We start from the raw sequence: 23137 nt of genomic DNA on the forward strand, positions 1-23137 counted from the left end.
CATAAGCGGCCTTTTTTAACAATAAATGCGTTGGTTAGCTAATTAGCAGTAACCAAACGACATTAAACGTTTGTAGCGTTGATCAAGCATGTCTTCAAGCGATAGCGCTTGTAAGTCAGCAAGGTCACGTTTTAAACGTGTTTTTAAGTTACGTGCCATTGCATCGTAATTGCGGTGTGCACCGCCTAAAGGCTCTTCAACTAAGTTATTAATTAAATCGAGCTCTTTAACGCGCTCTGCAGTTACACCCATTGCCTCTGCGGCAAGTGGTGCTTTATCGGCGCTTTTCCATAAAATTGAAGCACAGCCTTCTGGCGAAATTACTGAGTACGTGCTGTATTGCAACATGTTAACTCTGTCGCCAACACCAATGGCTAATGCACCACCAGAGCCGCCTTCGCCAATAACCGTACAAATTGTGGGTACTTTAAGTGCCGCCATTACTTTTAGGTTACGTGCAATTGCCTCAGACTGACCGCGCTCTTCAGCGCCCACACCTGGGTATGCCCCTGGGGTGTCGATAAAGGTCATAATTGGCATTTTAAAACGCTCGGCCATTTCCATTAAACGTAGCGCTTTGCGGTAGCCTTCTGGTTTTGGCATACCAAAGTTACGTTTAATTTTTTCAGCTGTATCACGCCCTTTTTGCTGGCCAATCACCATTACTGGTTCGCCATCTAAACGTGCAACACCGCCTAAAATAGCCGGATCGTTAGCAAAAGTACGATCGCCTGCAAACTCGTCAAATTCCGTGAAAATGCGCTCGATATAATCTCGAGTGTAAGGACGCAACGGATGACGCGCTAACTGCGATACTTGCCAAGCGCCTAAATTTGAGAATATTTCCTCTTTTTGCTTAGCGCTTTTTTCTTTTAATTTGCTGACTTCCTCTTCTAACTCAAGGTCTAATTCGCCAGCGCGGCTTATGCTTTGTAATTCTTCAATTTTTGCTTCTAATTCTGCAATCGGAAGCTCAAAATCAAGATAATTGAGGCTCATGCTCTAAACTACCTAATCAGTTAAATTCTAGTTCTACATCTTGTGCCGCCATGAGTGATAACTTATGAATTAAGTCGTCGCTCGGCGTAACACACCATTCGATCCCTAGGGTTAATTGAGCCAACGCATCGGGGCGCTGGTAATAAACCTTGATCGGACACGTTCCCATTTTATAAGGTTCGAGTACTTTTTGTAATTTATCGAAGAAACCTGCCTCGATTTGCACCATGTTCAGCGTCATTTTAATCGCTTTAATGCGTTTTTCACGCGCTTGAGCAATGGTGTTTATTTCTCTGGCGGTCATTGTAATGCCACCGGAGAAGTTATCAAAGCTGACCTGTCCAGATATTACCAAGATATTGTTTACTTGAAGCATTTCTTGGTACATTTCGAACTGTTCAGGAAACAAGCGTACATCAATACGGGCGCTCTTGTCATCTAAAGTTATTAAGCCCCAACGATTTCCTTTTTTATTAATTAATGTCCGCGCTGAAATAACTAAACCCGCCGCCGTAGAGAGTACATCACGATTTGTTGGCTGTAAATCCACCAGCTTGCCGCTTGTGTAATGTCTAAGTTCACGGCGATACTGATTTATAGGATGCCCTGTTAAATAAAGGCCTAGCGTGTCTTTTTCGCCATCAAGCCATTGGTTATCGGTAAGCGGCGTGGCTTTAATAAAGGCTTGCTCAACTTCATCAGGCTCGGTGGCCAGTAAGCCAAATAAATCGCTTTGCCCAAGTTGCTCAGCTTTGTTGTGCTGATCGGCAGCGCGCATGGCATCTTTTAAACTTGCCAGTAATGTAGCACGCCCTGCTTGGGTTTTCTCTGGCCCGAGTTGATCAAGTGCACCGGCGTAAATTAATTTTTCGGTTACACGTTTATTTAAGCGTTTTAAATCTACACGGGCACAAAAATCAAATAAATCTTTAAATGGGCCGCCTTTTGCGCGCGCTTCTAAAATGGCCTCTACCGGCGCTTCACCTACGCCTTTAATAGCACCAATACCGTAAACAATTTCACCTTGCAGGTTTACCGTAAACTTAAATTCTCCGGCGTTTACATCAGGCGGTAATAAGGTGAGCTTCATGTTTTCACATTCATCCACCAAGATTACTATTTTGTCGGTGTTATCCATATCGGCCGACATTACCGCAGCCATAAATTCTGCCGGATGGTGCGTTTTCATCCACAGCGTTTGGTACGAAACCAGTGCATACGCTGCCGAGTGAGATTTATTAAAACCATAACCTGCGAATTTTTCTACCAGGTCGAAAATTTTAATTGCCAGTTCGCCGTCTATACCATTATTGCGTGCGCCTTCTTCAAAGGTTGAACGCTGCTTGGCCATTTCTTCAGGTTTTTTCTTACCCATTGCACGACGAAGCATGTCGGCGCCACCAAGCGTATAGCCTGCTAGTACTTGGGCAATTTGCATTACTTGTTCTTGGTACAAAATAATGCCGTAAGTAGGCTCAAGTATGGGCTTTAAGCTTTCGTGTTGGTATTGGGCATCTGGGTAAGAAATTTCTTCTCGGCCAAGCTTACGGTCGATGAAGTTATCTACCATGCCTGATTGCAGTGGGCCTGGGCGGAACAAGGCTACCAATGCAATCATATCTTCAAAGCAATCGGGCTTTAATCGGCGTACGAGGTCTTTCATGCCGCGCGATTCTAGCTGGAATACCGCGGTTGTTTCGGCGCGCAGTAATAGCTCTATACTTTTTTTATCATCCAGTGGAATGGTATTTATATCAACGGGCGCTTTGCCTTCGCGCTTCATGCGCTCGTTGGTCATATCCACAGCCCACTGCAAAATGGTCAAGGTACGTAAGCCCAAGAAATCGAACTTAACAAGGCCTGCGGTTTCTACATCGTTTTTATCAAACTGTGTTACCGGAAACTTACCTTCGTCATCGCAATAAAGTGCAGCAAAGTCGGTAATGGTCGTCGGCGATATTACAACACCACCGGCATGTTTACCGGCATTACGTGTACACCCTTCTAGGATGCGACACATATCGATTAAATCTTTTACCTCTGAGTCGCCATCGTAGGCTTCTTGTAAACGCGGCTCTACCTCAAACGCTTTGGCAAGCGTCATGCCGGGATCCCCTGGGATCAGCTTAGAAATACGATCAACAAAACCATAAGGGTGGCCAAGTACACGGCCTACATCGCGTATAACCGCTTTTGCAGCCATGGTACCAAAGGTAATAATTTGTGATACCGCATCACGGCCATACAATGCCGATACATGGTCAATTACCTCATCACGCCTGTCCATACAAAAATCGACATCGAAATCGGGCATTGATACACGTTCAGGGTTTAAGAATCGCTCAAAGAGTAAATCAAATTCAAGCGGGTCGAGGTCGGTAATTTTTAGGGCATATGCCACTAATGAACCCGCACCCGAACCACGCCCCGGCCCCACTGGAATATTGTTATCTTTACTCCACTGAATAAACTCCATTACGATTAAGAAGTAGCCTGGGAAACCCATTTGGTTAATTACACCAAGCTCTACTTTTAACCGCTCGTCGTATTCGCCTCGTTTTTCTTGTCGCTCTTGTTCATCAGGGAATAAAAACTGCAGGCGCTCTTCAAGGCCGTCTTCTGAAACTTTAACTAAAAAGTCTTCAATTTTTAACGAGCCGGTTGGGTAATCAGGCAAAAAGTAAGTGCCTAGTTGCACCGTTACGTTACAGCGTTTGGCTATTTCTACCGTATTTTGCAGCGCTTCAGGAATATCGCTAAATAGCTCTGCCATTTGCTCAGGCGTTTTTAGGTATTGCTCTTGTGAAAATCGTTTAGGGCGGCGTTTATCATCAAGGGTGTAACCGTCAAAAATAGCCACACGAATTTCGTGCGCTTCAAAGTTTTCGGGCTTTAAAAAAACCACTTCGTTTGTGGCAACAACGGGCAGCTGCTCTTTTGCTGCAAGCTCTACTGCCATATGCAGGTAGTCTTCTTCAAGCGGGCGGTCGGTGCGAATAAGCTCTAAATAGTAATGATCGCTAAAATGCTGCTTATAAAAGCTCACTACAGATTCAATAACGCCTGGGTTATTTTTTAATAAGGCTTTACCTAAGTCACCATCTTTTGCGCCTGAGAGAATAATAAGCCCTTCTTTGTGCTTAACTAGCCATTCTCGGTCAATCACTGGGCGATGAAATATATGCCCGCGTTGGTAAGCTTCAGATATTAATAAGGTAATGTTTTTATAACCGTCGTTGTTTTTAGCTAGCAACGTAATACGGCTTGGCTCATCTGGAAACTCTGGGCTGCGCAACCAAAAATCGGCTCCCACTATGGGTTTAATACCGGCACTGTGGGTTGCGCCATAAAAACGCACTAAACCACAAAAGTTCATTTGATCGGTAATTGCCAGCGCGGGCATTTCAAGCTCTTGCGCTTTAGCAACAATAGGCTTGGTTTTAGCTAAGCCATCAACCATTGAAAAGTCTGAGTGAACCCGTAAATGTACAAAATCTGGAGCGGCCATTATTTATGCCTCGCCCTTTGCTTGCATTAGCACACGTTGTACCGGCTTAAAACTTTTACGGTGCTCTTCAATAGCGCCGTATTGCTCAAGCGCTGCAAAATGTGCTTTAGTTGGATACCCTTTGTGCCCTGCAAACCCGTATTGCGGGTAGCGTGTATCAAGCTCAAGCATTTCATCATCACGCGCTACTTTGGCTAAAATAGAGGCTGCTGAAATTTCAGCCACTAAACTATCGCCTTTAACAACTGCTTGAGCCGGCATAGCTAATTTAGGTAAGCGGTTACCATCTACAAATACAAACTCTGGTTGCGTACTTAACCCCTCAACTGCACGTGTCATTGCAAGCATAGTTGCATGCAAAATGTTTAACTCGTCAATTTCTGATGGGCTACAACGACCAATGGCATAACACAGCGCTTTTTGTTTTATTTCTATAGCCAGTGCTTGGCGCTTTTTATCGGTTAGCTTTTTAGAATCAGCTAAACCTGCAATAGGATTCGCTGGGTCAAGTATTACCGCAGCGGTAACAACATCGCCGACAAGCGGGCCACGCCCTACTTCATCTACACCGGCAATTAAGGTTACGTTGGGTCGTTCAATTTGCATTTATTAACTCCGCCACAGCATTAGCTGCTTGTTTGCTGGCATTTAATCTAATTTTTTCGTGGATGGCTAAAAAGCGTGCTTTTAGTTCTTTATTATCGGTATTTAGCATAGGCGTAAGTGCGCCCGTTAAATTAGCCACGTTACATTCACTTTGTAAAAACTCCGGCACGAGTTCTTCATCGGCTAATAAGTTTGGCAGTGAAAAATATTTAATGTTAAAGGTAAACAAGGTTTTAAAAATCCAATAGCTCATTGGCTTAATTTTATAACCCACCACCATAGGCTTTTTATACAGCATGCCTTCGAGCGTTGCTGTGCCTGATGCCAGTAAAATGGCATCGGCTGCTTGCATGGCTAGTTTTGACTGACCATCGAGTAGGTTTACATTTAAATTTGGTGCAGTGGCATTTAAAATTTCACTAAATTGCGCTTTGCGTTTTTCGTTAACCAGCGGTACCACTATTTTAAGATCTGGGTTTTGCGCTTGTAACTGCGCAGCTGTATTTATATAGGTTTCGCTGAGCAAGCCTACTTCTGAGCCACGGCTACCTGGCAGTAAAGCCAGTACTTTGTCGTCGGTATTTAGGCCAAGTTCTTGGCGAGCTTGGCTATCGTCGTGCTCAAGCGCTATATCGTCAGCTAAGGTGTGCCCTACAAATGTACACGGTACTTGGTGCTTATCGTAAAATTCTTTTTCAAACGGCAGCAAAGCAAGCACTAAATTTGTGGCAGCACTAATGGTATGAATGCGTTTTTCGCGCCATGCCCAAACCGACGGGCTTACGTATTGAATGGTTTTAATACCGGCATCTTTTAAAGGCTTTTCTACCCGTAGGTTAAAATCGGGCGCATCAATACCGATAAATACATCGGGTGGGTTATCTTTAAAGTGCTGCACCAGCTGCTTACGTATTTTAAGTAAACGCGGTAAACGCCCTAATACTTCAACCAGCCCCATTACCGAGAGCTCGTCCATGTCGTAAAGCGTTTTACAGCCTTGCGCCTGCATTTTTGGCCCTGCAATGCCTTCAAATATGGCATCTGGAAAGTGCGTTTTAAGTGCTTTAATTAAGCCTTCGCCTAAAATATCGCCCGACAGCTCACCTGCCACAATACCAATACGTAGTTGTTTTTTCTCTTTATTCATTCGACTTTATTTATCAGGCGTTCATAGCGGTTAGTTTACCGTGTTTTAATGTTTGGTTAAACGCTTTAAATTAACGATTATTTGTAACTAATTTAGTACCAAACGATTGTTTGTATTTCATACTGATGTAGCATGGTGAATATATATTAACTTTTTCTAATATGTTTATTGACAAAAATTGTGCAAACGTAAATAATATTCCAAACTTTCAGTAATTACTGAAAGTTCATTAATTTTAACTTTGCCAATTATTAATTGCCTTGTTAACCCGTCACCCTCAAGGAGCCAAAAATGATAGATGAAACCTTTGTGGATCTATCGCGATTGCAGTTTGCTGTTACCGCACTCTTCCATTTCTTATTCGTACCTTTAACCATAGGTATGACCTGGATTTTAGTTATTATGGAATCGGTTTATGTTATGACCGGTCGCGAAATTTATCGTGATATGACTAAGTTTTGGGGAAAATTGTTTGGTATTAACTTTGCTATTGGGGTGGCAACGGGCCTGACCATGGAGTTTGAGTTTGGTACTAACTGGTCTTATTACTCGCATTACGTAGGCGATGTATTTGGCGCCCCGCTCGCTATTGAAGGCTTAATGGCGTTCTTTTTAGAGTCGACCTTTGTGGGTATGTTCTTTTTAGGCTGGGATAGGTTAACTAAGCGCCAACATTTGGGCGCTACATTTTTAATGGCGCTAGGTACTAATATGTCGGCGCTGTGGATTTTGATTGCTAATGGTTGGATGCAAAATCCGGTAGGGGCAGAGTTTAATTATCAAACCATGCGCATGGAAATGACCAGCTTTGCAGAGCTTGTATTTAACCCTGTGGCGCAGGTTAAGTTTATTCATACTGTATCGGCAGGTTACGTAGCCGCTTCTATGTTTGTACTGGGCATTAGTAGTTGGTACATATTAAAAGGTCGCGATTTAGCCTTTGCTAAGCGCTCGTTCTCGGTGGCATCGGGCTTTGGTTTAGCATCTATATTGTGTGTCATTTTATTAGGTGACGAATCAGGCTACGAGGTAGGCGAAGTTCAAAAAGTAAAACTTGCCACCATAGAAGCTGAATGGCACACCGAAGAAGCACCTGCTGCGTTTACCGCGCTTGGTTTTCCTGATTCAGATGAGCAGGTAACGCATGCAGCAGTAAAAATACCCTACGCACTAGGTATTATTGCTACCCGCTCTTTAGATGAACAAGTTATTGGTATTTCTGATTTAGAGAAAAAACACGAGGTACGCATTCGTAACGGCATGATAGCGTACGAATACCTCCAAAAGCTAAGAAATGGCGATGACAGCGAAGAAAACATAGCTAAATTTGACTCTCTTAAAGCCGATTTAGGTTATGGCTTGCTGCTAAAACGCTATACCCCCAATGTAGTAGATGCCACAGAAGAGCACATTCAAATGGCAGTTAAAGACTCGTTCCCTAAAGTGGGGCCTATGTTTTGGTCATTTAGGATTATGGTGGCCTGTGGTGTAGCTATGCTGGCCGTGTTTGTATTGGCATTTTATTACAACGCACACCGTATTATTGAGCAAAAACGTTGGCTACTGTGGGCTGCAGTATTAAGTATTCCACTACCATGGATTGCAATAGAATTTGGTTGGATCGTTGCTGAATATGGTCGCCAGCCTTGGGCTATATCAGAAATATTACCGACCTTTTTAGCGACCTCGTCACTGACGGTAAACGATATTTTAATTAGCTTAACTGGGTTTATTATTTTTTACACTGGCCTTGCCATTGTAGAAGGTTGGTTAATGGTGCGCTTTATTAAACAAGGCCCAAGCTCGTTATATACAGGTAAGTATCACTTTGAGTTACCAAACAAAGCAGATAAAGACGCAGGAGAGCAATTATGATTTTTGATTATGAAACATTAAAAATGCTGTGGTGGTTGCTCATTGGCGTACTGCTAATAGGCTTTGCAATTACCGATGGCATGGATATGGGCGTAGCGATGCTGCTTCGCCTAGTTGGTAAAACAGACTCAGAGCGCCGCACGGTAATCAACACCATTGGCGCCCACTGGGACGGTAACCAAGTATGGTTTATTACCGCAGGCGGCGCTTTATTTGCAGCGTGGCCTATGGTGTATGCCGCCGCATTTTCGGGCTTTTACTTTGCTATGATGCTGGTCTTATTTGCGCTATTTTTTAGACCTTTAGGTTTTGATTACCGCTCAAAAATAGACTCTAAACGCTGGCGTAATAACTGGGATTGGGGCTTATTTGCAGGCAGCGCCATTCCGGCTTTAGTATTTGGTGTGGCATTTGGTAACTTATTTTTAGGTGTACCGTTTAATATTGATAACTTACTGCGTGTAAGTTACCAAGGCTCGTTTTTTGGCTTACTCAACCCATTTGGCCTACTGGCAGGTTTAATTAGTATCACTATGTTAATTGCCCATGCAGGCATGTGGCTACAACTGCGCACAGCAGATGCCGTTGCAGAGCGCTCAGCGCAATATGGCCGCTACGCATTAGTGGTATTTATTGTACTGTTTGCGGCTGCGGGTTTTTGGGTGGCAAACATAAATGGCTACCAAATTGTTTCTATGCCTGATACGCAAAGCCATGCAGATCCGTTGGCAAAAGTTGTAAGCACAGCGCAAGGTGCGTGGCTTAATAATTATAGCGAGCGCCCATGGACAATGACTTTCCCTATTTTAGGCTTTGTTATGGCACTCAGTGCTTTACTGTTCTCTAAACTAAACAAGCCAGCGCTTGGGCTTATTTCAACCAGCATTATGTTAATTGGCGTTATTATGACGGCGGGTGTGTCGCTGTTCCCATTTATTATGCCATCTGTTAATAACCCAGATATTAGCTTAACTATTTGGGATGCGGTGTCGAGCCACAGAACGCTTAATATTATGTTTGTTGCTGTTGTTATATTTATTCCGTTAATTTTGGCCTACACCACCTGGTGTTACGTAAAAATGTGGCGCAGAGTAACGGTAGACGAAATTGAAAACAACACGCACGGTAGCTACTAAGGAGACTAAATTATGTGGTATTTCGCTTGGATTTTAGGTGTACTTTTAGCCTGTACCTTAGGTGTTATAAATGTAATGTGGTACGAGTTTCATCAAAATAAAAACAGCATAGCTGATGATGAACAACCGATGCACGATTTACTAAACGAAGCTAACAACACTAAAGATGACGACTAATCCCCGACCAAATCGCGCGCAGCAGCAATCTCTGCGCGCTTTTTTAAAACGGCAAAGTAAGCCTGCGGGTGCATGGTTAAAGTTAAGTATTGCACTGGGCACATTTAACGCTATTTTAATGATTGCAGGCGCCTATTTACTGGCACAAACTATTCATAACGTAATGTTTGAAGGTGCAAGCCTTAGCCAAGTAACCCACTTTCTTTGGCCACTTGCGGGTATTATTTTACTCAGAGCCCTGTTTTTAGCTATCAGTGAAAGGCTCAGTGCTTATGCGGCACTTAAAATAAAGTCGGCTATGCGCCAAACCTTATTAACCAAATTAACGCAACTTGGCCCAAGTTATATTGAACAACACGGCCAAGGAGCCACGCTCAACACCGTGCACGATGGCGTTGAAGCACTGCACGACTACTACGCTAAATACTTGCCTGGCGTTGCTTATAGCGCGCTTATTCCGCTGGCAATATTGGTGGTTATTTTTCCAACCGACTATAAAGCAGGCTTAATATTTTTATTAACCGCTCCGCTTATTCCGTTTTTTATGATTTTGGTGGGCTCAAAGGCCGAGGCGTTAAATCAAAAAAGATGGCAGCAACTGGCCGTACTAGGTAATTACTTTTTTGACCGCGTACAAGGTTTAACACAACTTAAATTATTTAACGCAACGCAAAAAGAGCTTAAACAAATAGCCAAAATTTCTGATGACTTTAGGCACGCTACACTCGGTGTTTTAAAAATTGCCTTTTTATCATCATTTGCGCTGGAATTTTTAGCCACAATTAGTGTGGCACTGGTAGCGGTAATCATTGGTTTTAGACTGTTTTTTGGCACGCTTGATTTTGCAACCGGCTTTGTTGTTTTACTACTTGCCCCAGAATTTTACTTACCACTGCGCCAATTAGGCAGCCACTACCATGCCCGTTTGCAAGGTATAAGCGCAGCGGCCGATATGGTCACTATTTTAAATGCCCCACTTCCTGAGCAATCACAGCAACATGAAACAAAGTTTGAGGAGCATATAAGCTCAATAAACATACACAACTTAAACTTTACCTACCCAAACAGTAACGAAGGCATAAAAAATATAAACCTTACGCTACCCGCTAAAGGGCTGGTGGCAGTAGTAGGTGCAAGTGGCTCAGGTAAAAGTACTTTATTTGATTGTTTATTAGGGTTTCATCCGCAGGTGATTGAACAAATAAGCATTAATAATAAACCACTTGATGCTACAAGCATAAGTACATTACAAAACGCAATTGCGTGGATCCCGCAAACCCCAACGCTTTTTTATCAAAGCATTAGCGACAACATAAAAATAGCCAAGCCAGCCGCTACGCAACTAGAGCTTGAGCAAGCGGCACACCAAGCGGGCGCCTTAGATTTTATAAACACGTTAGAGAATGGGTTCGACACCCTGATAGGTGAGCAAGGTGAAGGACTCTCTGGCGGTCAAAAGCAGCGTATAGCCCTTGCACGGGCGTTTTTAAAACAAGCGCCTATTTTAGTGCTTGACGAACCGACAGCCCACCTTGATAGCCAAACCGAGCAGCTTATTCAGCAGGCTATAAATAATTACGCTAAAAACCACTTAGTGTTGGTCATTGCCCACCGGCTAAATACAGTGAAAAACGCAAGCAGTATCCTTGTTATGAAAAATGGCGAAATAGCACAGCAAGGTACTTACAGCCAACTTGAGCAACAACAAGGCGCATTTAAATCACTCCTTAATTTACAAGCGCAAGGAGCAAACAATGACTAATTTTATTAGGCTATTAAAGCTTTGCCGACCGCATTATAAAGCCATGCTACTGGGTACTTTTTTAGCGACGTTAACGGTACTTGCAAACGTGGGCTTACTCGCTATATCGGGGTGGTTTTTAGCTTCAATGGCGGCAGCGGGTATCGCAGGCATACAAATGAATTACTTTACACCTGCAGGAACCATTCGATTTTTAGCGATTGTACGAACTGCATCACGCTATGGTGAGCGCTTAGTAACACATAACGCGACGTTTTTATTGCTTAGTGAAATACGCGTTAATATGTTTGCCACGCTAAGTAAGCTAAACAATGTAGATTTAGCAATGAGCCGCAGCGCCGATTTAGTTAACCGCTTACAAAATGATGTGGATGCGCTTGATAAGTTTTACTTAAACATATTACTACCTATGCTGGTAGCGCTGTTGAGTGTGCCCATAATTATGGTGTTTATGGCGGCCTATAACGCCAATGTTGCGCTTATTTGCTTTATAGGCATTTTATTAATTGGTGTTGTTTTACCTGCGCTGTTAAGTGCTAAATTAAATAAAAATAGCCATAAAGAAACACAGCTCAGTGCACAACTTAGAGCAGAGCTTTCTGACACCCTAACCGGCCTTAGAGAGCTGAGTATTTATCAGGCACGTGCTGGGCAAATTTCAAAATGTAATGAACTAAACGAGCAGTATAATCAACAACTTTATAGTCGCCATAAAGCACTCGCAAATAGCGACGGTTTAAGTTTGCTGGTTGTGCAGCTAGCTATGCTTGGCGCCATAGTCACTATTGTGCCTTTGGTTTACAGCGGCGCTATGGTAAATGTTGAGCTTGCTATGTTAAGCCTATTTATATTAGCAAGCTTTGAAACTGTATTACTGTTGCCCAATGCATTTATAGAGCTGCCCACTGTACTCAAAGCCGCTGAGCGACTATTTACACTGGAAGATAAAGTCACAGCGCAAGAAGCTAATAGCGCTGAGTTAATTGAGATGCAGTTTGATAAAAACAATACAACTTTGGCGCTTAATAACATTGGCTATAAATACCAGGAGCACAGTGCTTTAACTAATATCAGCTTTACCCTTAAGGCACAGCAAAAAGTGGCGATTGTAGGCAGAAGCGGCAGTGGTAAAAGCACCTTGGTTAATCTACTCACCGGTTTATGGCCAGTGCAGCAAGGCAGTATTAGGCTAAGCGATGAAAATAACGCAGAAGAACTCCACGCACTAAGCAGCAACACCCGCGCAAGCGTTATTAATATACTCGCGCAGCAGCATCATATTTTTGATGGCACATTAAGTGAAAACTTACGCTATGCAAAGCCAAGCGCCACAAAAGAAGAAATGCTTAAAGCCATTAACCTTGCACAGCTCAAACCTTGGTTTAATGAGCTACAAGATGGTTTAAAAACCCGTTTAGGCACAGGGGGGAGAAGTGTTTCTCAAGGCCAATCAAGACGCATCGCCATTGCGCAAGCTTTATTACAAAACCCTGCCATTTTAGTACTTGATGAGCCTACAGAAGGGCTTGATAACCAGTCTAAGCAAACGGTAATGAACGCTATTATGCAGGTAATGAGTAACGCAAGCGTACTTACCATTACCCACGACCCTGCTCTTTTAGCACGAATGGATAACATTATCTGGCTAGAAAATGGCAGCCTTGTAGCGCAAGGCACTCATAAAGAGCTTAGCGAAACATATTCCGATTATGTTGCCTTAACTACTCGGTTTTAATACGCTGATTGATACATCTATAACGCCGACTTTAGGGTCGGCAATTTTTTTAAACATACCTAACGATAAATCAATAACCCGCCCTCTAACGTACGGGCCTCTATCGTTTATTCGCACGATCACCGATTTGTTATTTGCCAAGTTTGTAACCTTCACTTTTGTACCAAAGGGTAATTCTAAATGCGCAGCAGTGAATGCATTTTGGCTAAATGTTTCGCCGTTTGCTGTTGTGCGACCATGGTATTTATTAGCGTAATAAGAGGCTTTACCTAACTGAGTAAGCTCGCCATTAGCAGAGGTAACTATAGGTTGGCTGCTACACGCAGCTAAAATTGATAAAAAACTGAGGGTAAAAATTAACTTAGTAAAAGACATAGATGCGCTTTAATTATAAAAATTCGCGCAAAGGTTAACCTTACGTGGCTGAGTGTGTACTGAATTAAAATATTTTATAGGCAATAAAAAACCACCGTCGATTACTCTTAGGTGGTTTTTTTAAAAAGCATAAGGCGCTTATCTTACGATACCGCGCTCAGAGCTTTTCACAAAATCAATCATGGTTTGTACTGCAGGATACTTAGCAGCATCTTCACTAAGTGAGTCAATCGCTTCGTCCACGCTTAAGCTCTTACGATAAAACGCTTTATAAGCACGGCGTACGGCCATAATTTCGTCGCTTTCAAAGCCACGACGCTTCATACCTTCTTTATTGGTCGCAGCAGGGCCTGCTGGCATACCAATGGTGGTTACAAATGGCGGTACGTCTTTATTAACGCCTGAGTACATGCCAATAAATGCGTGATCACCAATTTTACAAAATTGATGCACACCTGAGTTACCACCTAAAATAACCCAATCGCCTACATGCACGTGGCCTGCAACGCTTGCGTTATTAGCAAATATAACGTTATTACCAATTACGGCATCGTGAGCAACGTGGGTATACGCCATAAATAAGTTATTGCTACCAATTTTAGTAACACCTTGGTCTTGAATAGTACCACGGTGAATGGTTGCACACTCACGTATAACGTTGTTATCGCCCATAATAAGAGTGGTTGGTTCGTTGTTGTATTTTTTGTCTTGGCAGGCTTCGCCTACTGACGCAAATTGAAAAATATGATTGCCAGAACCAATAGTAGATGGCCCTTTAATAACAACGTGAGACTCAATAATACAGTCATCACCGATCACAACATCATTGCCAATATAGCTATATGGACCAACTGAGACATTGTTGCCTAGTTTAGCGCCAGGTTCGATTATTGCTGTAGAATGGATCACTATTAAAACTCTCTTCTCGCACACATAATTTCGGCACTACATACAACCTTGCCGTCGACTCTTGCTTCAGCGGCAAATTTCCATATATTGCGACGCTCTTTTAAAAACTCTACATGCAAATGCATTGTATCGCCCGGTATAACTGGCTGTTTAAAACGTGCGTTATCGACTGCAGCAAATAAGTAAAGCTCGTTATCGCTACGGTTTTCTACTGTTTTAAATCCTAATAAACCGGTGGCTTGCGCCATGGCTTCTAATATTAGCACACCAGGGAAAATTGGCTGATTTGGAAAGTGGCCAGTAAAAATAGGCTCGTTAACCGATACATTTTTAATCGCATGCAGTGACTCGCCAGGCGTAAAGTCAATTACACGATCAATTAAAAGCATCGGGTAGCGGTGTGGTAATAAACTTAAAATTTCTTGAATATCAAGGCTATTTAATTCGTTTGCCAAAATAGCATCCTTATTAGTGTTCAACGTTATGACTTAGCCAATGCTTCAAGCGCTTTGAGACGTGATTTCATGTCTGAAAGATTACGCAAGTGGGCAATTGATTTACGCCATTCTTTATTAGTTGTATGGGGCATACCAGATGAGTAAATACCCGGCTCGGTGATCGATTTAGTCACCATACTCATGCCGGTAATTATAACACCATCACATACTGACATGTGACCATTAATTGCGGTCATGCCACCTATTTGGCAGTTTTTACCAATGGTTACACTACCTGCTAGTACAGTACAGCCTGCAATTGCAGTACCCGAGTTAACTTCAACGTTGTGTGCTATTTGACATTGGTTATCGATGATCACATTACTATGAATAATCGTGTTATCGAGTGCGCCACGGTCAATTGTTGTGCTTGCGCCCACTTCAACCTTGTCGCCGATAATCACAGAGCCTAGCTGAGGAATTTTAACCCACTGTCCGCGCTCGTTTGCATAGCCAAATCCATCACTGCCAACCACACTGTTTGCTTGAAATAAACAATCAGCGCCAATTTCAACATCGTGATAAATAGTCACACTCGGCCAAAGCTTTGTGCCAGAACCTATTTTAACACGTTCACCGATGAAACTGTTCGGACCAATTTGTGCGTTATCACCAATTACAGCACCGGCTTCTATAACTACATTTGCGCCAATAGCAGCACTTGAACTTACCGTTGCACTTGGGTGAATAGTCGCACTAGCGTGTATACCTTGCTGCGCCGCTTGCGGGGTTGTATCCATAAATTGTGCAAGCTTTGCGTAGCTCACATACGGATTTCCAACAATGATTTTTGCGCCACTAAAATACGGGGCATCGGCTTCGCTAAGAATAACAGCGCTGGCTTGTGTGGTTTCAAGCTGCGTACGATATTTTGAGTTCGCTAAAAATGCAATATGCCCAGAACGGGCATTTGCAAGTGTAGCTATTTTTGTAATTTCTAAAGCGCCATCACCTTGAAGCTCGGCGCCTAGAAGTTCCGCAATGTGCGAAAGCGTATAATTTTGCATAGAGTGATTATTTCTTACTAACTGCTGATACAACTTTGCTTGAAAGATCAGTTACTTCTTTAGGGTTAAAGTAAATAGTAGTGTCTTTAACTTTAACTTCATCGAAGTCGCCATCTTTAGCAATTTCTTCAATTGTTTTAATAATTAAACCCTGAACTTTAGCAAGCTCTTGGTTTTGACGTGCTTTGATTTCTTGCTCTAAAGGACGACCTTTTTCAGCAAGGTTTTGTTGCATGCCTTGGATTTTATCACGTAGTGCATCTTTTTGAGCTTGGCTCATTGTAGTGCTTTCACGCTTAAATTTTTCTGCTTCAAAGCGAATGTCGCCTTGTAGTTTTTCAAGCTCTTGACGACGCTCAGCAAACTCAGTTTGTAAAGACTGCTCAATTTTAGCCATTTGAGGAATTTGCTTGTAGATCTCTTGCATATCAACAATGCCTACTTTGTGGGCAAATGCACTTGCAGAGGTGCCCATCATCAATGTTGCTAACACGGCTACTGCTGTTGATTTAAATAATTTTTTCACAAAAAACTCCTTTAGAAAGTGTTACTAATATTAAAGCTGATGGTCTTTGTATCGTCATCTTCTTCTTTTTGCAATGGATACGCAAAACTAATCAGCATTGGACCCATTGGAGAGATCCATTGTAAAGATAAACCGGTTGATACCCTAAAGCGCATTGGATCAGAGTAATCATCTAACTTAGCACGCTCATCTGGCGCTAAGTTTTGGAAACGGTCAACGTTAAATTCAGTATCCCATACGTTGGCAGCATCTACAAAGAAACTGGTACGTACAGAACTGGTGTTTTCTTCATCTAAGAACGGCGTAGGTACAATTAGCTCCATACCTGCAACCGCTTTTGCATTACCACCAATACGCCCTTGCGGTACTAAAATATCAAACTCATCAGAGCCACCAATGCTACCTGTTGTAGTACCATCAGCACCTGGCGTACCAGGGATTGATAAAGGAACACGTGATACCGCACGCGGTAATATAGTATTACGGTCAAAGCCACGTAGTTCCATTTCTGTTATACGGAAGTACTCTTGGAATGGCAGTGTTTGCTCATAACCGTTTGTTGAGCCATAACCATTACCGTAACCTAGCGCTGCACGTGTTGAGAACACCCAACGGTGGTCATTCGATATTGGCCAGTAAAAACGCGAATCGTAGTTCAGTTTAAAATACTGAAGATCAGAGTTAGGCGTTGTGGCTGTTAAATTTAATGTTTGGCGCGAACCCGCTGTTGGGAATAAACCACGGTTAACTGTGATACGCGACCAACCAACACTTAGCTCATATTTAGTAAAGTCAAAGCCAGCATCTGGGTTTTCTTCATCTAAGAAGGTTTCGCGTAGTACACGTGTTTGTTCGTACTCGGCAATTTCTGAAAGTTCTTCTTGAATCCAACGTACGCCAAAGTTAACACGGTTTACCGCATCAATTGGGAAGCCAATATTGGTACCAATACCGTAACTTGTTGATTTATAATCTACCAAGCTAAACTTACTGGCATCGTAGTTGTTGTAAAAAATACTGCTGCCTTGCGATACACCATCTGGCGTAAAGTAAGGGTCGGTGTACGACAAGCTAATGCTTTCAGAACCAGTAGAGGTATTTAAGTTTAAGCCAATTTGATTACCCGTACCTAAAAAGTTAGATTCGGTCACACCAATATTAAACTGAAGGCCTGCGTATGAGCCATACGCTAAGCCCGCGTTAAAGCTACCGGCCGATTGCTCTTTTACTGTAAAGTCTACGTCTACTTGGTCATCTACACCCGGTACTGGTACTACGTTAAAATCAACAGTTTCCATGTACGGTAAACGTTGAATTTGCAGCTTTGAGCGCTCAAGATTTTGATTAGATAACCACGCACCTTCAAGTTGTGTCATTTCGCGGCGAAGTACTTCATCAGCAGTATTTTGGTTACCACCAACGATGATACGACGTACGTACACACGCTTGCCCGGATTTACCGACAGCGTAAGTTGCACTTCTTGTTTTTCATCATCAATTTCTGGAATTGTGCGTACTTCGGCATTGGCATAACCAAAGCGCGCTAAGTAGCTTTTGATAAACTCTTCAGATGAGGTCACCACTGAGCCATTGTAGAGCTCGCCGGCGCGAAGTGGGATAACGCTTTTGATTAGCTCTTCTCGGCCAAGTAAGTCACCGATAAAGTCAAAACCTTTAACTGTGTACTTAACACCTTCTGTTAAGTTAGCAGTTACATACACAGATTCACGCTCAGGACTTACTGATACTTGCGTAGAGTCGATATTAAAACGTAAGTAACCGCGGTCTAAGTAAAAGCTGCGAATTTTTTCTAAATCGCCTTCAATGGTTTGTTTTTGGTAACGGTCGCTACCCATAAACTGCCACCACGGTAAATCTTGTTGCGATTCAGCAAGCTTTAAAAGCTCTTCGTTAGAGAATAATTCGTTACCCACTAAGTTGATTTGACGAATAGAGGCGGCTTCGCCTTCGTCAAATTCTAGCTTAAGCTTTACACGGTTACGTGGCAGCTTAGTTACGCTAATATCAACGGTGGCATTGTATTTACCAATACTGTGGAAAAACTCAACCAACCCCTTTTCGATATTATCGATAACGGTTTTATCAAGCGGTTCACCTTGGCGAATATCTTGCTGATCGAGTGATTCGTTAAGCTGCTCGTCTTTTATATCTTTATTGCCTTCAAACTCAATAAAGCTAATAGTAGGACGCTCAGTCACTTTAAAAATAACGTTATTACCATCGCGTAACGCTTTGATGTTGTCAAAGTGACCTGAACGATAAAGTGACTTTATTGTTTTTGAAATCGTATAGTCATCAACGTTATCGCCCACATTGATAGGAACATGCGTTAGTGCTGCACCAAGTGCTACACGTTGCAAACCTTCAATTTTTAAATCTTCAACAATAAAGGAGTTTTGGCCCAGGGCTGCAAAACTTGCACCCAATAAACTTGAAACTGCCAAATGTTTTTTTATAGCCATTTTATTATCTTTATCCTTTACAACTGTATTACCGCTTAACATCAAAACTAATAATTAGTGATGCTTACAATCGTGTTCTAATTAGTAATTGTCACGCTGTAACTACAAACGCGATACATCATTGAACAAAGCGAAACATGTTAAAAATATGAGCAGCAAGGCGCCCACTTTAAAACCAAATTCTTGTGTCTTTTCAGAGACCGGCTTTTTACGGAAAAGTTCAATTATGTAATACATTAAGTGTCCACCATCAAGCACTGGCAGAGGTAATAAATTAAATACTCCCAAGTTAACGCTTATTAGCGCTAAAAAGCTTAAAAAGGCGACTAGCCCGTAGCTTACGCTAGTTCCTGCACCAACTGCAATGCCCACAGGGCCACTTAAATTTTTAACCGAAACCTGACCTGTAATTAAATTACCAATCATGTCAAAGCTAAGCGTTATAAGGCGCCAGGTCTCTTGGGTACCACGAGCAATACTATCAAGCGGACCAAAGCTTCGGGTTTCAACATAGCCCTCAGGCCAAGGTTGAACAACCGGCGCAACACCTAAAAACCCTTGTTCAATACCGTGCTCATTAATGCGCGATTTAGGCGTTACTGTTACGCTATTTATACTATCTTGTCTTTTTACACTAAATTGTAAAGATTTGTTAGCCGATTGCGTAATAAGATTAACTAATTGCTGCCAATCGCTTATTGTTTCACCATTTACAGCGATAATCGTATCGTTAACCTGCAAATTAGCCAGTTCGGCTGCTGAATTTTTAGTAATAGCCGCAATGGTTAATGTGGCTTGCGGTCTAAACGGTACAATACCCAACGAACTCAGTGGCGGCACGTCTTGTTGATCGAGCTTCCAACCCTCTACGTTAAGCATTTTTGTTTGCTCTTGGTAGTTTTCGTTACGCACTACTACGGGCACGCTTTGCTCACCTAAGCTCGACATAAGTGCAAAGGTTGCATCTTGCCAAGTGGCAATTGTGTCATCACCAATTTTAATAATTTGTTCAGAGGGCATAATGCCCGCTTGCTCTGCTCTGCTACCTTCGGTAATACTACCCACTACAGGTTTTACCGATTGCACGCCCACCATGTACATAGCCGCCAACGCCACAATAGCAAATAAAAAATTAGCCAGCGGGCCGGCTGCCACTATGGCTATACGGGCCTGAACCGATTTAGCGTTAAATGACAAATGGCGCTCATTTTCTGGCACTTCATCCACGCGTTCATCAAGCATTTTAACGTAGCCACCCAGCGGAATAGCGGCAATTACGTATTCTGTATTGTATTTATCGTGCCACTTTAAAAGCGGTTTACCAAAACCAATCGAAAAGCGCAGCACTTTAACACCCATTTTACGGGCCACCCAAAAGTGCCCATATTCATGAATAGCAACTAAAATGCCCAGCGCTAAAATAAACGAGCCAAGATTCCAAAAAAAATCTAACATATTAATGAGTCACTTTTGTTATTAGGTCCGCTGCACGTTGGCGGGCTTGTTGGTCACACGCTAATATTTCATCTAGGCTTTGTACGTTAGTGAATGTGGCCGCATCAAGCGTTTGTGCATTAATTTTATAAATGTCAGTAAAGCCAATTTGGCCTTTTAAAAATGCCGCAACCGCTATTTCGTTTGCTGCATTTACCGTTGTGGTTGCGCCTTGCCCTGCGCTGCACGCATCAATAGCGAGTTGTAAATTTGGATAACGCGCAAAATCAGGCTTTGTGAACGAAAAATCACAAATATCCGAAAAGTTGAGTGGTTTTACACCCGCGTTAATTCTATCTGGGTAAGCGAGTGCATGTGCAATAGGTGTGCGCATATCGGGGTTACCCATTTGCGCTAAAATGGAGCCATCGTGGTATTGCACCATAGAATGAATAATACTTTGTGGGTGGATCACCACATCAATATCGCTGGTGTCACAATTAAACAGCCATTTAGCTTCAATAAATTCAAGCCCTTTGTTCATCATGGTGGCTGAATCTACCGATATTTTTTGCCCCATAGACCAATTAGGGTGAGCGACGGCTTCACTTACTGTTACTTCTTTTAAGGTATTTATATCGCGCGTTAAAAATGGCCCACCAGAGCCGGTAAGCAATATTTTACTTACGCCATGCTCTTGTAAATTTTGATCTGCATTTGCGTTTTGAAGTGAATGAGGTAAACACTGAAAAATAGCATTGTGTTCGCTATCAATAGGTAACAACGTGGCTTTATGCTGTTTTACTTTATCAATAAACAACTGCCCTGACATAACCAACGATTCTTTATTGGCAAGCAGTACTTTTTTACCTGCTTCAACGGCGCTTAGTGTGGGCAGTAAGCCGGCAGCGCCAACAATAGCTGACATGACGGTATCGACATCGGGATGCGCACATAAATCGCTCATAGCCTGCTGTGAATGCATTACTAAGGTTTGGCATGGCGTATTATTTAAATACGATGATAATTGCTCTGCAGCGCTTTGTGTGGCCATAACCGCATATAACGGTTCGTGCTCAATACATAGCTCAGCCATTTTTTTTGCATTGTGGCCTGCAGTGAGGGCAAATACGTTAAATAGCGCTTTGTTTCGCGCTATAACATCTAATGTACTTAACCCAATTGAACCTGTAGCGCCTAAAATAACAAGTTGTTGCTGTTGGCTCATAAACTCAAGGTCCATGCATAGCACATTACAAACATTGGGGCTGCTGCGGTTAAGCTGTCAATTCTATCTAAAATACCGCCGTGGCCGGGTAAACAGCGACCACTGTCTTTTAGGCCGGCTTCACGTTTAAACATGCTTTCGAGTAAATCACCGACAGCCGAAAACAAAGCTATAAAGGCGGTCATTACGGCATAAATAGGCCATACAGCAAAATCCACACCGGTAAAGTGACAAAAAGCTAAAACAAATATAATCGATGCAACCACACCGCCTGCTAGGCCTTCGATGGTTTTATTTGGGCTCACCTTTGGCATAAGCTTGTGCTTACCAAAACTTTTGCCTGTAAAATAAGCCCCTACATCGGCGCTCCACACAATACCAAGTACCACTAAAATCAGTACCGAGCCAAAGTGCGTAGATTCAGCGTATTGCGCGCTACGTAAGGTATTAAGTGCAAGCCAAAGTGGGATTAAAGTAAGCAACCCGGCAATGCCGCGCATTACCAAGCCTTCGTTCCATGCTTTGGCCATGGCTGGGTAGCGCCAAATTAAATAACTGGCCACAATCCACCAAGCAAACGAGAGCGTAAATAAGTAATTTGCATCCCCGACCAGCTGGCCGTTTTGCCACAGTGATTCAATCGGCCAATGTAAATTTAGCAGCGCCAATAACGCGCCAATTAACACCACAAACGCACCACGTTTTAATTTTGTGCATAGGCCCATAAAAGCAGACCACTCCCACGCGCCAAGTAAAACAATAATACCGGCAAAATAACTAAACAATGTTAGTGGAGTATAAAAAACCAAGGCTAGCGCTAACGGCGCTAATACAACCGAGGTTAAAATTCGTTGTTTTAACAAAATAGTGACCCTTATTCTATTTTAGGTTTGAGCGAGTAATTGTTTTATTTGTTCGCCCGTACAACCAAAACGTCGCTCTCTGGCAACGTAACACGCAATGGCCTCAGCAAATGCTGCTTCATTAAAATCAGGCCAAAGAGTTTCGGTAAAGTAAAGTTCCGCATAAGCAGCTTGCCATAGTAAAAAGTTACTAATACGAACATCACCACCCGTGCGAATTAGTAAATCCGGCTCCGCTTGGTCTGCCATGCTCATATGCTGTGCTAAGCGCTCTTCTGTAACATCCTCTGCCTTGAGTTGTCCGTTTGCAACTTGAAGTGCTAGTTGCTTTGCTGCATTTGCCATATCCCATCTACCGCCATAATTAGCGGCCACGTTTAAATGCAAACCGGTGTTATCTGCTGTTAGCTCATGCGCAGCGTTTACTTTGCTACGTAAACTTTCAGAGAATCGTGATAAATCTCCAATAATGGTCAGTTTTACATTATTTTTATGAAGCTTTTTTACTTCCTTTGTTAAAACAAACAAAAAAAGCTCCATTAAAGTGTTTACTTCGTCTTCGGGGCGGCGCCAGTTTTCACTACTAAAAGCAAATAAGGTTAACGATTGTATCCCTAATTTAGTACAAAACTGAACAGATTGACGAACTGCGTCCACGCCTTTTTTATGCCCGAACACACGAGGTCTATTTCTAGCTTGCGCCCAACGCCCGTTACCATCCATGATGATGGCAACATGTTTAGGTAAACATTGCTGTGAAATTGTATCAGCGTCTAGAACCATAAATATTGAGTATTCCATAAAAAAACGCCGCCTAGTATACCCTAGACGGCGTTTCAAAACTAATATATTTCATAACCTGCATTGAGG

General features: G+C 42.6%; 19 protein-coding genes. 5 read left to right on the forward strand and 14 right to left on the reverse strand.

What is annotated here, in order from left to right; translation table 11 throughout:
* Positions 1-42: 42 nt before the first annotated feature.
* From accA to lpxB, 4 genes are read right to left on the reverse strand one after another with little or no spacing between them, the layout of a single operon-like run.
* Positions 43-999, reverse strand: a complete 957-nt coding sequence (gene accA, locus AN395_RS15050; protein ID WP_004586940.1) for an acetyl-CoA carboxylase carboxyl transferase subunit alpha — start codon at positions 997-999, stop codon at positions 43-45.
* A 16-nt stretch (positions 1000-1015) separates the two neighbouring features.
* The gene (gene dnaE, locus AN395_RS15055) at positions 1016-4507 is read right to left on the reverse strand and encodes a DNA polymerase III subunit alpha (protein ID WP_054983466.1); all 3492 of its coding nucleotides are present in this window, start codon (positions 4505-4507) and stop codon (positions 1016-1018) included.
* A 3-nt stretch (positions 4508-4510) separates the two neighbouring features.
* Positions 4511-5113, reverse strand: coding sequence for a ribonuclease HII (rnhB, locus tag AN395_RS15060; RefSeq protein ID WP_054983467.1), 603 nt, complete (start codon positions 5111-5113; stop codon positions 4511-4513).
* On the reverse strand, positions 5103-6260 hold the full coding sequence (gene lpxB, locus AN395_RS15065; protein ID WP_054983468.1) for a lipid-A-disaccharide synthase: 1158 nt from the start codon (positions 6258-6260) through the stop codon (positions 5103-5105). The genes rnhB and lpxB overlap by 11 nt, the downstream gene beginning before the upstream one ends.
* 291 nt (positions 6261-6551) lie before the next feature.
* On the opposite strand from lpxB, the gene AN395_RS15070 reads away from it, so the two are divergent.
* The 5 genes from AN395_RS15070 to cydC are packed head-to-tail and all read left to right on the forward strand — an operon-like array spanning position 6552 to position 12945.
* A complete protein-coding gene (locus tag AN395_RS15070; protein ID WP_054983469.1) occupies positions 6552-8135 on the forward strand; it encodes a cytochrome ubiquinol oxidase subunit I in 1584 nt (527 codons plus the stop codon).
* Positions 8132-9271, forward strand: a complete 1140-nt coding sequence (gene cydB, locus AN395_RS15075) for a cytochrome d ubiquinol oxidase subunit II (protein WP_024033821.1) — start codon at positions 8132-8134, stop codon at positions 9269-9271. Before AN395_RS15070 ends, cydB begins: the two co-directional genes overlap by 4 nt.
* A 12-nt stretch (positions 9272-9283) precedes the next feature.
* Positions 9284-9448 carry a cytochrome bd-I oxidase subunit CydX gene (gene cydX, locus AN395_RS15080; RefSeq protein ID WP_004586934.1) on the forward strand — a complete coding sequence of 55 codons (165 nt, stop codon included), beginning with the start codon at positions 9284-9286 and terminating at the stop codon, positions 9446-9448.
* On the forward strand, positions 9438-11210 hold the full coding sequence (gene cydD, locus AN395_RS15085) for a thiol reductant ABC exporter subunit CydD (protein WP_054983470.1): 1773 nt from the start codon (positions 9438-9440) through the stop codon (positions 11208-11210). The genes cydX and cydD overlap by 11 nt, the downstream gene beginning before the upstream one ends.
* Positions 11203-12945, forward strand: coding sequence for a thiol reductant ABC exporter subunit CydC (gene cydC / locus AN395_RS15090; RefSeq protein ID WP_054983471.1), 1743 nt, complete (start codon positions 11203-11205; stop codon positions 12943-12945). The genes cydD and cydC overlap by 8 nt, the downstream gene beginning before the upstream one ends.
* Here cydC and AN395_RS15095 read toward each other — a convergent pair.
* The 10 genes from AN395_RS15095 to AN395_RS15140 form a co-directional block, all read right to left on the reverse strand.
* Complete coding sequence (locus tag AN395_RS15095) at positions 12928-13320, reverse strand: septal ring lytic transglycosylase RlpA family protein (RefSeq protein WP_054983472.1); 393 nt, start codon at positions 13318-13320, stop codon at positions 12928-12930. The two genes, cydC and AN395_RS15095, sit on opposite strands and share 18 nt — an antisense overlap.
* A 138-nt stretch (positions 13321-13458) precedes the next feature.
* Positions 13459-14229, reverse strand: a complete 771-nt coding sequence (gene lpxA, locus AN395_RS15100) for an acyl-ACP--UDP-N-acetylglucosamine O-acyltransferase (RefSeq protein ID WP_024033817.1) — start codon at positions 14227-14229, stop codon at positions 13459-13461.
* A 2-nt stretch (positions 14230-14231) separates the two neighbouring features.
* The gene (gene fabZ / locus AN395_RS15105) at positions 14232-14684 is read right to left on the reverse strand and encodes a 3-hydroxyacyl-ACP dehydratase FabZ (protein WP_004586929.1); all 453 of its coding nucleotides are present in this window, start codon (positions 14682-14684) and stop codon (positions 14232-14234) included.
* Between the two features lie 26 nt (positions 14685-14710).
* Positions 14711-15733, reverse strand: coding sequence for a UDP-3-O-(3-hydroxymyristoyl)glucosamine N-acyltransferase (lpxD, locus tag AN395_RS15110; protein WP_054983473.1), 1023 nt, complete (start codon positions 15731-15733; stop codon positions 14711-14713).
* Positions 15734-15740: 7 nt separating this feature from the next.
* Positions 15741-16259, reverse strand: coding sequence for an OmpH family outer membrane protein (locus tag AN395_RS15115; RefSeq protein WP_004586927.1), 519 nt, complete (start codon positions 16257-16259; stop codon positions 15741-15743).
* Positions 16260-16270: 11 nt separating this feature from the next.
* Entirely contained in the window at positions 16271-18742 is a 2472-nt protein-coding gene (gene bamA / locus AN395_RS15120; RefSeq protein WP_054983479.1) for an outer membrane protein assembly factor BamA, read from the reverse strand.
* Between the two features lie 102 nt (positions 18743-18844).
* Entirely contained in the window at positions 18845-20197 is a 1353-nt protein-coding gene (gene rseP / locus AN395_RS15125) for a sigma E protease regulator RseP (protein ID WP_004586925.1), read from the reverse strand.
* Position 20198: 1 nt separating this feature from the next.
* Entirely contained in the window at positions 20199-21404 is a 1206-nt protein-coding gene (ispC, locus tag AN395_RS15130; protein ID WP_029773686.1) for a 1-deoxy-D-xylulose-5-phosphate reductoisomerase, read from the reverse strand.
* Positions 21401-22267 (reverse strand): phosphatidate cytidylyltransferase, encoded by an 867-nt coding sequence (locus AN395_RS15135; protein ID WP_004586923.1) that lies wholly within the window; start codon positions 22265-22267, stop codon positions 21401-21403. Before AN395_RS15135 ends, ispC begins: the two co-directional genes overlap by 4 nt.
* 21 nt (positions 22268-22288) lie before the next feature.
* Positions 22289-23068, reverse strand: coding sequence for an isoprenyl transferase (locus AN395_RS15140; protein ID WP_004586922.1), 780 nt, complete (start codon positions 23066-23068; stop codon positions 22289-22291).
* Between the last annotated feature and the right edge of the window lie 69 nt (positions 23069-23137).

The sequence above is a fragment of the Pseudoalteromonas sp. P1-30 genome (assembly GCF_001400005.1).
In the GTDB taxonomy this organism is placed as follows: domain Bacteria; phylum Pseudomonadota; class Gammaproteobacteria; order Enterobacterales; family Alteromonadaceae; genus Pseudoalteromonas; species Pseudoalteromonas atlantica.